The following is a 13365-nucleotide window of genomic DNA, read 5'->3' on the forward strand; positions in this document are numbered from 1 at the left end:
GCTTAGGTTTCACTTCATGTTGTAGGCCGATAAATGGCGATACAACTCAATCAGTTTGAAGGTGTTGGTGTTGATATTGATGATGAATGAGCGTCCTCATTGGTTGCATTTTCTGCATTTCCAATTGAGGAAGGCTCAGGCCTTGATGAAGATTTATGTAACACTTCACTCAAGGTTGTTGCGCCATCGTATTCATGTAAGATTTGCTCCGTTTCACTTTCATTTAATACAATGATGCTAATACGGCGATTGATCGGCGCTAATCCGTTGCTTTTATCGAGATGAATACTGGAAGCCATACCAACAACCCGTAAAATCTTATCTTGGGTGAGTCCGCCAGCGATCAATTCACGGCGTGAGGCATTTGCCCTATCCGCGGAAAGTTCCCAATTGTTATAGTTTGCGCCATTGGCATACGGCAGATCATCCGTATGGCCTGAGATGCTGATCTTATTAGGAACGTCATTAAGTAACGGAGCAAGCGCGCGCAAAATATCACGCATATAAGACTCGACATGTGCCGAACCGACCATAAACATAGGGCGATTTGCACTATCAACAATTTGAATACGCAACCCCTCATCAATCATATCGATCAACAAGTGAGGCTTGAGTTCATTTAATCGAGGGTCTTTGAGGATGGCTTGCTCAAGCGAACGCTTTAGTTTTTCAAACTGAAAATTAGCATGACCTTGAATCTCATTATTCGGTTCAGGCAAAACATCTCCATCACGAAATATGATGTCCTTGCCCCCTCCTGGTATTGGATTTGTTGCATCACCACTTTTCGCACCCGGATTAATCGCTGTTTTTAATGGGGTACGAAAATATTCCGCTATCTGAGTTAGCTCTTGTGGACTTGATATAGAAATCAGCCACATAACTAAAAAAAATGCCATCATCGCCGTCATAAAATCCGCATAGGCGATTTTCCAAGAGCCACCATGTCCACCTTGATGGCTTGAAACACGCTTTTTAACACGAATAATATGGGCGTTATTTGCTCTCATCGGCTGCTCACTCCTCGTTCTGAACTTGTGAACGATTACCCACTTTCACTTCACGAACCCTCTCTTCTAACTCAATAAAAGAAGGACGATCCGTGCTGTATAAAACCTTACGTCCAAATTCGACAGCGATTTGTGGTGCATACCCTTGCAATGCAGATAGGAATGTCACTTTGATGCATTCCATCATTTTGAGTTGCTCACTCGTACGTAAACGAATAAGTGCGGCAAGCGGTAAAATAAATCCATAAGCCACTAAAATACCTAAAAAAGTACCAACCATGGCATGCGCAATTAATGCCCCCAGTTCGCCAGCGGGTCGATCCGCTGAACCTAATGCATTCACCACACCTAATACTGCCGCAACGATACCGAATGCTGGCATCGAATCACCGACCATATTCAGCCCAGAAGCGGGGACTTCACTTTCTTGGCGAAAAGTTTCTAACTCTTCATCCATCAGAGCTTCTATTTCATGACTTTGAAGATTACTCGTCACCATTAGACGCAAATAATCCACCACGAACATCAGCGTAGTTTGATCTTTTAAAACGCGGGGATACTGAGAGAAAATTTCGCTTTCTTGAGGATTTTCAATATCTTTTTCAAGTGCGAGCAAGCCTTCTTGGCGTGACTTATTTAATAACTGAAACAACAATGCCATCAAATCCATCGACATTGCTTTGTTGTAGGAAGAACGGCGAAATAAGCGTGGTAACACTTTGCATAAGGCGATAATCGATTTACCACTGTTACCAACAACGAATGCACCGAAGCCAGCACCTAAAATAATAACGAATTCCGCAGGTTGATAAAGCGCTCCTAAATGCCCACCGAGCATCAAATAGCCGCCGATAACTGTACCTGTAACAATGATATATCCGATGAGTATTAACACAATATTCCCTTCAACTCAGTTATGTAACAGATGGCAGTTAAAGGGAATATAAGGAAAGTCAGGTAATCTTAACGACCTGTTGACCAAATCAATCCAATCACATTACCGCTTTAGTAATGCCATCCTGTCGATATACCGTTATATCGGCGAGATGTTCGGAAAGTTTACGTTTTTTTATTGCCCTTGATGGCGGTTGGCATAAACTGCAAGTAAAACTATTTTCGGGTATATGTGCATAAGTAATAAAAGAGCCATGGCAACAGCTACATACAGAGCTTTGCAACATGCCGCTTTCAACAAAACGAACAAGTGTCCACGCGCGTGTTAAAGCTAATAATGGTTCTTCTGATTGTGGTGCGCATTGTTCCAAGTACAAACGATAAGCCTTTACAATGGCATCCACACCTTTGCAACGCCCTGTATTGATTAAAAACTGATAGGCGTTATAAAACATGGATGAATGGATATTCTGTTCCCATGTCATAAACCAATCTGTTGAGAACGGTAACATTCCCTTTGGTGGTGGGCACCCTCTTAACTCTTTATATAAACGAATTAACCTCCCGCGGCTAATTTGAGTCTCACTTTCTAGCATTTGGAGACGAGCACCTAAAGAAATCAGTTCCATCGCAAGGCGAATATCGCTAGCTTCTTTAACAATACTTTTTTCAGTAATGCTACTCATCATTTTCTCGCTGTTTCATTGTCATTTGCCTTGTGCGTTTGCAACAAGTGAGTTGAAAGTAATATACCTGTATGAATTTGTTGTAATTCATCTACCCTTGAGTCACGAGTTAATTTCTCTATTGTGCCACTGTTTTCAAATCTAAATTGACAGATAAGCTGGTTTGTCTCTGCTAATTTGACCAATTGAGGGAGAGAAAGATCTGCTAATGTATTCGCCATTGATTCAGAAATACCAAGCCGGAACATAGCAGAGGCCTTTTCCTGGGAGATAAGTTTTTGAGCAAGCAGTAGATATGAAAGATTAATATCGTATATATGCTTCAGAAAATCAGTTGTTGAGGTCATTTTTTTTCCTTTTAAATATTACCTACATCTACGTTCAAATAGGACAAACATGAAGTTTAAATGTGTTTCTATAACCTAATTTTTAATAATTAGAAAAATATACTAGGTGACAGTCTCCATTGCCTTTTCATGTGATTCATTAAGCGAATACCTAGTAAGGGGTATAAAATACTCAAAAATTAAAACTTAAATTAAATCTATTTCCTGAATACCTACAGACAATAATGGCAAAGCTAAAATTTGAATAAATGTCGGAATTTACCGATATCAATTTCAGTCGGTATTTATTATGCACCACTGGATTAACTATTCAAGATGCTTATGTTTCTTTTTATTCCTTTAGGGTAACAATCCATCGATTCATAAAGATTTCTTCATTATATCTTTATCTTACTCTTCCATATCTCAAATAACCGCGACACATAAGATCAACTTAAACCAAATGATAGGATTTTAGTTGATTTTTTCACTCCTATTTATTGAATAAACAACGCAAATAACCAATCACAACATACAAAACAGGATATTGATCCATATCAAACAAAGTTATTAAGAAAGTCCAGACCAACTTCGTGGTAGGTCAAAATAACAGCTACAACAAATTTCACTTTATCTATTAAATTTCAATTAGTTCGATAAACCCAATATTATTCATTCAAAATTTCTCAACATAGAGTGGCTATTTTAAATACAGAATATTAAATGATGCATTATTAATTCCACTTAATATTTGATAAGTAAAATTTATGAATGAGATGCTATTGATTATTATTCACCCTTACTTTTTAGGGTGATTTTTACTCATAAAAGAGTAGGTCATTTTTCATATAAAACTGAATTTCTATATATGTAAATTCAGCTGACTAATATTTATTTTGGTTAAGTTAATTATTTAAAGTATTACACTTTTATTAATTACATAATAAATTCCCTTTTTACGAGTAAATTATTCTAGGCTGTTTTTTTTAATGAAATGATCAACCTACATTTCCAAAGCTACTGTCATTAAAGCTAAAAAGACAAATTATTCGCATGTTAAAAATACATTTTTTATTAATTTTTTGTTTCAATTGTTATTTCACTGTTTGTGAAAAACCATAAGTTTTCAAGGATTATCCGATTAACGCTTTTTTTTAATAGAGATAAAATTTGCTTTCATAGTGGACACCAGATAGTAACTAAAAGAGATTATCAATACATGTTACTATATATTTTTATTTTAACAATCCACTCATTTCCTCAAAGGCAACATAAGTAAAATTTCTTAGTCACCATTCGACCTAACCATCAACTCTCTCTTTTCATTTCAAATTTTCATTTGAAGCGTAAATTTTGATTTTAAGACTAAATTGCTAGCTTTTTAGACATAAAAAGTGATGATGAAAATGTGAATGACATCACAATCCATTTTGGAGTTTCTGAAAATTTTCTAATTAATTCGCTCATTTTGATGAAAACTCGTGACGCAAATTCACCTTGTCATGCCCCAAAGCATTAACAAAATATTCTGCTGCTGAGTTACGCTAACTGCCATGGAAAGCTATCTACTTTACGAAACGCTTGCTATTTAATCGATTAAAAATACAAAAAAACCAAATAAAAACATAGACAAACATAAACAAGAAAAGCCCCTAATAATCAGCTTTATTTGCAAACCAAAACTCAAACAACTGATTTAGTTTTCATTTTTTACTGCTTAAAATCACGACGCCGCTCAAGCAGTGTTCGTTTTTTAAACAATAAAAATGTAAACATTATTAATACGTTATCTAGAGCCTCAGGATGATCAAAGATTAAAATACAAAAAATAATGGATAATAATATTGCCTTTACTCCAATTATGATTAAACAATTAACACATCTGAGTTGTTAAAACAGAAAAGCCCATGATTAATATATATCTATGCCAGAGACGGCTATGCGAGGTTTTCTATGCTATTGACAGTGAAGAAAACACAATTTCTTATTGGGTTAGCTTTTGTATCATCGCCATTTTATGGTGCTAACTTAGCAACAACGTCCTTTCAAGTACTCATGACAGTCACCAGTACTTGTCAGATCAGTGTTGGCTCAAATATCAACTTAGGATCAGTCACTTCAAATACCACCAATTTATCTTCAAGTAATATACTCAGTGTCACTTGCTCAAAAAACACACCATTTAATATTGGACTCGCTCCCTCTCTTGCAAATAAAGGTACTGACGAAGGTAGTGGCTATTTAGCACCACTCACCAATCCAACAGGCAATACAGATAGGATCCCCTATCAATTAAAGCAAACCTCTGCAACTGGCACTAATTGGGGAAATACAACAACATTATTTGATGAAGGAAATGGGGTGTCTGGAACAGGTAATGGAGAAACGCAAACTTTCACCGTTTATGCCGTGGTGACGAATGCCAATTTTACACCGGATACCTATTCTGATGTAGTTACGGTCAACGTTAATTACTAAACGTGACTGTTTCAGTATAAGGAAGAGCAAATTGATTAAATGCCCCCTTATTCTACTGTTCATCAACCTACTCGCTACTATCAGTTTTTCCAACCAGATAAGTGCGAGTGGGTTGCAAGTCACACCCGTGACATTGACATTCACCGCGCAACAAAAAGCAGCCGGAATTTGGTTAAGTAATAATGGAAAAGACCTTATACAAGTTCAGGTGAGAACATTTATCTGGCAACAAAAGAATTTAGGTAACCAATTAACACCAACTCGAGATATCATTATTAGTCCACCAATGATAAAGCTTCTCCCCAATGAACAACAGCTCATCAGGGTTATTCGTAACAACAACCTACTAGGGAGCCAAGAACAAGCATATCGACTCTCAATTAATGAAATTCCATTACCTCAGAAAAACAGCAGTCATTTACGGCTTGTTTTACATTATTCATTGCCTATTTTTATTCAACCTTTAAACATGCCTCCTCCCAGCACGTTATTAGAATGGCAAATAAAAAAATTCCAATCCCAAAGCTATCTAGTTATACATAACAGAGGCAATACGCATGCCCAGCTGTCAGATATTCGTTTGATAAATTGCAGAGGTAAAACGACGGTAATTAATTCAGGTTTATTAGGATACGTCTTACCGCAATCCACTATGCAATGGAATATTAAACTGACTGACCTATGCTCCGCCCCCAACAACCAAATAAAAGTTATGATCAATGGTGAGCGACAATCCTACCCCCTCTAATCGCTTTCATCATCATTACTTAGCAGATATCTCACTGCTATGCGTGATGTTTTATCCCCTATTTGTTATCGCTCAATCCGATATCACCTCTACGACAGTGGAATATGTGTTCAATGACACAACGCCATTATCAGGTACCGAACTGTATCTTGAAGTCACAATTAACCAAACTCATTTTGGTATTGCTCGTTTTGGCTACGATAATGGTCGGCTGTGTACCACGACAGAAACACTGAAACAACTGCGTTTCAAAGCAATAAAAACGCATGCTAAGACTATTTGCTTGGATGAATTAACCGGCCTTAGCTACCACTATGATCCCAACCAACAAGCCGTTGCAATTCATTCTCCTCTTTCATTATTAGAACTCGGCTCGACAACAATCGAACTTATCCCATCGGAACAAGTGCAGGCAAAATCCTCCTCTGGTGCTTTACTCAACTATGATTTACGTGTTGTAAAAAATAAAACCACTGCATTAAGTAGCTTTTCAGAATTGAGATTATTTAATCAACAAGGCTTATTTAGTACGACACAACAAACCCAAAACACGTTTGGGCACAGCGAGTTCAGACAACCCTTTATTCGTTTAGACACAACTTGGCGTTCTTCTTTTGAAGATAAAAAACTATTTTCAAATATCGGCGATACCATAACTCGTTCACTAACTTGGTCACGAGCAACTCGGATAGCAGGGCTACAAATAGCGACTGACTTTTCTTTGCAGCCTTATATTCCAACCGCCCCGTTAATCGCTTTTTATGGCTCCGCCACACTTCCTTCAAATGTTGAGTTATATATTGATGGTATCAAACGCTATAGCGGTGAAGTTCCTATAGGTCATTTTACCTTGAACAGTTTGCCGAGCGTTAATGGAGAGGGAAATGCACAAATCATCCTAACTGACTCTCTAGGTAGAGCAAACGTGCAAAACATTTCATTCTATAATGACCAAACATTACTACGTGAAGGCATTTTTGATTGGTCCACTGAATTTGGTGTCGTACGCGAAAATTATGCCCTCCGATCTTTTGACTATGCCAATTCACCGATTGCAAGTACCACATTGCGTTATGGTATGAATAATCACTTCACTGCAAGTGCCCATTCTGAATTAACAACTGATTTAATCAATTTAGGTATTGAAGGTGATTGGATCCCAAAAATGGGAGGCGGTACAATCTCAACGGCTGTTGCCGTAAGCTCTGATTTAAATAGCCAAGGCTGGCTTTATTATGCAAGTTACTATTGGTCAAATAATCACTTTAATTTCGGGGCATCCGCCACCGCTACCACCTCTAAATATCAAGATATTGCCGCAACCTATTCATCCCCACCCTATGCATTTAACGGTAATACCACTATAGGTTATCACTTTGAAACCCTTGGCAATATTAATCTATCCTATTTAGGTTTTCGTCCTCAGCATGATCATGCCATTCGTTATTTAGGAGTGAGTTGGTATAAATCCCTCGGTGATAATCTATATCTTAGCGCCAGCATGAATAAAAAACTCAATGATGATAAAGAAAGCCTTTTTTATCTTGCCGCGACTCTGCTATTTGAAAATAACAAGAGTATCCGCATGACTAGCCAACACAATAAAGATGGATTCCTGCATCAAATTAATGCCAATAAATCGATCACTAACGAAGGTGGATTAGGTTGGGATATAACCGCAAGTAAACAAGGTGATGAAAGCCATCATCAAATAGATATTCGTTATCTTACCGATAAAATAGATGTCAGCGCGGGTATGAATAAAATAAACCAAATGAATTCACAATATCTTGGCGCGAGTGGCGCTATAGCAACTATCGGTAATGGTTTATTTATTTCAAAATCCATCATGAACAGTTTCGCTATCGTTTCAACTAACGGTATCAGCCATATTCCAATTAAATTAGAAAACTCTATTGTCGGTATTACTGATGATGACGGGTTACTGTTAATACCGTCACTCAATAGTTATCAAAAAAATATTCTAGCTTTAGATTCCACAGACCTTCCAGCCAATATACAGGTCAAGCAATCGAGTATACAAGTCATACCTAAATACCATTCCGGTGTTTTAGCAACATTTGAACTATTAAAAACACATTCCGCACTCGTTATTCTTTCAGATGCTGAAGGAAGACTGTTGCCCGCAGGTAGCCTAGTTCAATTAAATGATCAAAAAGAAAATCTAATCACAATTGGATACGATGGAATGGCTTATTTCGATACATTACAAGAAAGCAATACGCTTTTCATTAATTACGGTAAAGAGCAATGTAGCCTCACTTTCCACTATCCCAAAACGGAGGAACTTATTCCTCAAATTGGGCCATTACGCTGCCATTCAGAGTAAGTATCCTAATACTTACTCACTATATTCAATCACAAATTGAATAGGAGATAAAAAATGTTAACTCTTCATAGAAAATATAAAATATCTTGCATTGTTTTTTTCTTATCTCTGTCTTTAAATTTACCTCGTCACGCTTATAGCCTAGCTTGCTCCATTTCAAATATTAGCACATTGAATTTTGGTCACATAATGCCTTTAACGAATAACGTGGCAACCACCTCTTTGACCTTTAATTATAGCTGCACTAAAGAAACTCTCGAAACACTTGTTGGTGCCACACTTTGTTTAAATATTGGTATCTCCAGCGTTTCTGGACAAATTACCTCTCGCCAAATGTTACCAGTTGGATTAAATAGTCCCATTAATTATCAGCTCTATCAAAATGCAAATCATAGTCTAATCTGGGGGAGTCAACATATTTCTGGCTCCAGTCCAATTATGATTAAATTAAGCTTAAACCAAGGACTAACACCTGCGACTGGTTCAGTGACTATTTACGCTCAACTATCAGTTAATCAATCAAGTGTTATTCCTGCAACTTATATTGACACTTATACCTCACTAACAGCCACCTCAACCTTAAATCTTGGTATCCTTAGTACGCCTAATAGCTGTGGTTCAATTGTTGGCCCTAGTTTTCCTTTTGTCGTAACCGCAACAATTACTGATCAATGCCTAGTATCAAGTAATGGAGACATTAATATTGGCAGTGTACAGAGCTCAACAAATAATGCAGCGGCTAGTGGCCATATTTCGGTCACTTGTACAAATACAACACCGTTTAGTATCGGACTCTTACCCTCAAATAATAATTTACAAGGTTCAGGGGTTTTACAAAGTATTTCGACTACTGAAAAAATCCCTTATCAATTAAGCTCAACACCGGGGTTAAATGGCGCAACGTGGGGAAATAATCCTTTAAATTTAATTACCGATATTGGCTCGGGGATCACTAAAGACTACCCGGTTTATGTCACGGTACCATCAACAAATTATCCTCCAGGCAGTTATAGTGATACCGTCACTATTAATGTAACCTATTAAAATACCAGAGAATCATTAGCGTATTTTGCGTCACCCAGATAAGAAAAAACAGTTCCCAAAGGTTATTCTCAAGTAATTTGTTACTTAATACACATAGATTTTTTCTAATATTTTCGCTCTTGGTTGGAAAAAACTAATATTATGAGAATTGAATGATAATTGAATGATAATTGAATGATAATTGAATGATAATTAGCCTTGTTGGTATCATATTACGATTTGTGGGATGCGCAAGCAAGCCGGAATTTGATAATACATAATCTAATTATCCGGCAATTGGCTTATTTATTATCAAAACGGTCATTACAAGGGGAACTTCTTAGCAATCATTGCATTGTTGCGAAAGAAGAGCTGCGTTTGGCGGGCGCTCACTTTTTTATGCGTACATTGAATGGATAATTAACCGCTATTTTTCGTAGTCGGTGTGAGTATTTTTTATATCCCATTTAACTTTTATAACCGTGTCGTTTTGCTGCATCAAGCAGCAAAGATTTTTTCAAGGTTAACAAAGGTATTACTCTTCAGAGTTATCAGTCATATGAAGATGACTGATTCAATAGCCCTAGTTTAGAAACATTAGTCACTCTCCCATTAGAACATTTTATGGGGATACAATATCAAGTAATCATAAACAATCGATTGCTTAGTGTATTAACTCCTGATAAACGCTGAGGCTAATATTCCTGAATCTGTAGGCGATCAGTGTGATTGAAAACTAAGTAATATAACGCTTGAAATTAAGTTAAAATATCCATCAAGAATAGAACTATTCATTTCAAAAAATGCTTTCGCGATTCGATGATCGACCTCAATACTGTTTGGCTGTGGCTCAAAACCAATCGCTCTACCTACTGAGCTGACAATCCGATAAATTTGTTTAATCTCTCTCATTTAGCAGAATCCACATTATTCTGCTATTTTATTTATATAATTAAATTTTGGTTATTGATGTTAATTTGGTGTTATCTTTGGATTAAGATATCACCACTCTACTTACAATCAGTTAAGTTTTCCTTACACTGACTGAGATTTGTGTCACAATATTTATGCAAACACTGTCACACAACTAAAAATATACTGTGACCGCACTAACCAACCTCTTTGGATAAATACCGATGGAAGAAAATCAATCCACAACATCAACACGCTCGTCTGCTGATCGGCAACAGCTAAAACGTAGCCTGAGTAACCGCCATATCCAACTTATCGCTATCGGTGGCGCGATCGGAACTGGGCTATTCATGGGTTCTGGGAAAACCATTTCACTCGCGGGCCCTTCAATCATATTTGTCTATATGATTATTGGCTTCATGCTCTTCTTTGTCATGCGAGCCATGGGCGAATTATTACTTTCCAACCTCAATTACAAATCCTTTAGTGATTTTTCATCCGACCTCATTGGTCCTTGGGCTGGCTTTTTTGTCGGCTGGACTTATTGGTTTTGTTGGGTCATTACAGGTATTGCCGATATTGTCGCCATTACATCCTATGTCAGTTTTTGGGTCCCCGATTTCCCTGAATGGGTGACCTCTTTTATTTGCGTTGTCGTTCTATTAACGCTGAATTTAGTGTCTGTCAGGCTATTTGGTGAACTCGAATTCTGGTTTGCCATGATCAAGATTGTTGCCATTGTCACGCTCATCGCCGTTGGTGGCACCTTAATCGCCATGAACTTTCAATCACCGGCAGGTCATACTGCATCATTAAGTAATATTTGGAATGATGGCGGCATGTTCCCGATGGGAATGAGTGGCTTTTTCGCGGGCTTCCAAATCGCCATTTTTGCCTTTGTAGGAATAGAATTGGTCGGCACTGCCGCAGCAGAAACCCGTGATCCTGAGAAATCTCTGCCAAAAGCAATTAATGCTATTCCTTTTAGGATCATTACCTTTTATGTGTTATCGCTGATTGTGATTATGGCGGTAACGCCATGGCGCACAATTTTAGCGGATAAAAGCCCATTTGTTGAAATGTTTGTATTGATTAGCTTACCGGCAGCTGCGAGTATTGTTAACTTTGTTGTACTGACATCGGCAGCCTCTTCGGCTAATAGTGGCGTCTTTTCAACCAGCCGCATGCTATTTGGCCTATCAAAAGAAGGCGATGCACCAAAACAGTTTAGTCGTTTATCAAAAAAAGCTGTTCCAGCCACGGGACTGATCTTTACCTGTATTTGTCTCAGCTTTGGTATCGTACTGATCTATTTCATTCCTGATATCATGCATGCTTTTACATTAGTCACGACTGTATCAGCAATCCTATTTATGTTTATCTGGAGTATGATCTTATACAGTTACCTCAAATTTAGAAAACATCGCCCACAGCTCCATAAAGCTTCACTTTATAAAATGCCGGCGGGTATTGTGATGTCTTGGATTTGTTTGGCTTTCTTCGCATTTATGGTCGTGCTACTGGCATTTCAACATGATACAAGACAAGCACTGATCGCGACTCCTGTCTGGTTTATCATTCTATTAATTGGTTACCAAGTCGTTAAACGCCGTAAGAAAACGCATTAAAGACCAGATAGTAAAGCGCTACTATAAAATTGAATATGTTATTCAAATAGCTTAAAAGGCCTGAATTCAAGACACTCCTGAACTCAGGCCTTTTAACTTTTATCGACTTCGTAATACCTTATGCATTCATACCTATAGCCTATCGATATGGCTATTTCTGAACCAAATATCATCAGCTCAATCTTCTTCATCTGTGCTAGTACATTTTCAATGCACTTTTTCCTAACCGTACAAGCACCTTTTATTAATGCCGCCGTTTACTTAAGTTAGTGTAGAGAATAAATATCGACAGATTATTAAGCAGTTGAGCTGTTATTTATTAATTTATTTTGGTATTACATTGAAAGAGATAAGTCATAAACATGATCGTAAAGTTCACTTTATGTCTAATGAGCAACGTTAAATTAAAGGTAAAAAATGACAAATTTATCCGCATTGACTATTTTTCATGATCCTACCTCAGAGCCAAGTAGAGCAGTTCACTGGCTTTGTATTGAGGCTAATATTCCCATCGATATCAAATACACGTGGTTGACGCGAGGAGAACATCTTTCTAAGGCGTTTTTAGCCGTCAATCCGTTGCATCAGATACCCGCAATGCAGCACAACGACTTTTGCCTTTCCGAAGCAACGGCAATCATGAACTACCTTACCGATATTCACGGTTGTAGTGATAAATGGTTTGGAGCGAACCATAGATCTAAGGCTGTCATCAATAAACATTTATCTTGGTATCATACGAATCTTCGTAAAATTTCAACATTGGAATATTTTCTTCCCGTACTATTAATGCCTGCATATCTTGGGATAGCAAAACCCTCAGCAATTGAGATTGAAGCTAAATTAAATGCACTTCATGCTATGTTTAAAAATTTAGATTTTCTGCTTGAAGGCAAAGATTTCTTATCTGGAAATGATATTTCCGCCGCAGATTTACTCTATGCTTGCGATATTTTTGCTTTAAGGATTGACCCCAATTTTAAGCAAATAATAGAAAGATACCCTAATATCTGTGGCTGGTTAACAAAGCTCGAGTCAAGGCCAAGTTATAGGCTTTCACATAAAGCATGGGATTACATTGTTCCACAAATACTGGCACTAAACGGGGGTTCTAAAGGGTCTCCAGCGTGGATAGCTGATACTTGTGAACAAGTCATCGGGTAACAAAAGCGGATAAGCGGTTTAGACAAGTCTAAAGGAAACAAACTGAGCGCCTTACTCAAAGAAAGACTTATTTGGCTTATTTGTTTTGATTATTTTTACCATCACTTGCGGTGAATAAACATCCCCACAAGCTCAGATTTGAATAC

General features: G+C 37.5%; 11 protein-coding genes. 6 read left to right on the forward strand and 5 right to left on the reverse strand.

The window, feature by feature from the left end; all coding sequences use genetic code 11:
* Positions 1 to 50 precede the first annotated feature (50 nt).
* The 4 genes from motB to flhD form a co-directional block, all read right to left on the reverse strand.
* The gene (gene motB, locus P2E05_RS12980; RefSeq protein ID WP_154622962.1) at positions 51 to 1010 is read right to left on the reverse strand and encodes a flagellar motor protein MotB; all 960 of its coding nucleotides are present in this window, start codon (positions 1008 to 1010) and stop codon (positions 51 to 53) included.
* A 7-nt stretch (positions 1011 to 1017) separates the two neighbouring features.
* On the reverse strand, positions 1018 to 1905 hold the full coding sequence (gene motA, locus P2E05_RS12985) for a flagellar motor stator protein MotA (RefSeq protein WP_163862359.1): 888 nt from the start codon (positions 1903 to 1905) through the stop codon (positions 1018 to 1020).
* Between the two features lie 97 nt (positions 1906 to 2002).
* The gene (gene flhC, locus P2E05_RS12990) at positions 2003 to 2590 is read right to left on the reverse strand and encodes a flagellar transcriptional regulator FlhC (protein ID WP_154622986.1); all 588 of its coding nucleotides are present in this window, start codon (positions 2588 to 2590) and stop codon (positions 2003 to 2005) included.
* Positions 2590 to 2937, reverse strand: coding sequence for a flagellar transcriptional regulator FlhD (flhD, locus tag P2E05_RS12995; protein ID WP_154622961.1), 348 nt, complete (start codon positions 2935 to 2937; stop codon positions 2590 to 2592). The genes flhC and flhD overlap by 1 nt, the downstream gene beginning before the upstream one ends.
* A gap of 1932 nt (positions 2938 to 4869) precedes the next feature.
* Here flhD and P2E05_RS13000 point away from each other — a divergent pair.
* The 4 genes from P2E05_RS13000 (at position 4870) to P2E05_RS13015 (ending at position 9536) form a co-directional block, all read left to right on the forward strand.
* Entirely contained in the window at positions 4870 to 5394 is a 525-nt protein-coding gene (locus P2E05_RS13000) for a Csu type fimbrial protein (protein WP_154623039.1), read from the forward strand.
* A gap of 31 nt (positions 5395 to 5425) precedes the next feature.
* Complete coding sequence (locus P2E05_RS13005; protein WP_230085817.1) at positions 5426 to 6142, forward strand: fimbrial biogenesis chaperone; 717 nt, start codon at positions 5426 to 5428, stop codon at positions 6140 to 6142.
* Complete coding sequence (locus P2E05_RS13010) at positions 6114 to 8492, forward strand: fimbria/pilus outer membrane usher protein (protein ID WP_272657455.1); 2379 nt, start codon at positions 6114 to 6116, stop codon at positions 8490 to 8492. Before P2E05_RS13005 ends, P2E05_RS13010 begins: the two co-directional genes overlap by 29 nt.
* 189 nt (positions 8493 to 8681) lie before the next feature.
* Entirely contained in the window at positions 8682 to 9536 is an 855-nt protein-coding gene (locus P2E05_RS13015; protein ID WP_244316435.1) for a Csu type fimbrial protein, read from the forward strand.
* Positions 9537 to 10235: 699 nt separating this feature from the next.
* Here P2E05_RS13015 and P2E05_RS13020 read toward each other — a convergent pair.
* On the reverse strand, positions 10236 to 10427 hold the full coding sequence (locus tag P2E05_RS13020) for a hypothetical protein (protein WP_272657456.1): 192 nt from the start codon (positions 10425 to 10427) through the stop codon (positions 10236 to 10238).
* A gap of 224 nt (positions 10428 to 10651) precedes the next feature.
* On the opposite strand from P2E05_RS13020, the gene cycA reads away from it, so the two are divergent.
* Complete coding sequence (gene cycA / locus P2E05_RS13025; protein WP_154624124.1) at positions 10652 to 12055, forward strand: D-serine/D-alanine/glycine transporter; 1404 nt, start codon at positions 10652 to 10654, stop codon at positions 12053 to 12055.
* 417 nt (positions 12056 to 12472) lie between these two features.
* Positions 12473 to 13219, forward strand: coding sequence for a glutathione S-transferase family protein (locus P2E05_RS13030; RefSeq protein ID WP_154624123.1), 747 nt, complete (start codon positions 12473 to 12475; stop codon positions 13217 to 13219).
* The last annotated feature ends 146 nt before the right edge of the window (positions 13220 to 13365 follow it).

The sequence above is a fragment of the Providencia stuartii genome (assembly GCF_029277985.1).
GTDB lineage: Bacteria > Pseudomonadota > Gammaproteobacteria > Enterobacterales > Enterobacteriaceae > Providencia > Providencia zhejiangensis.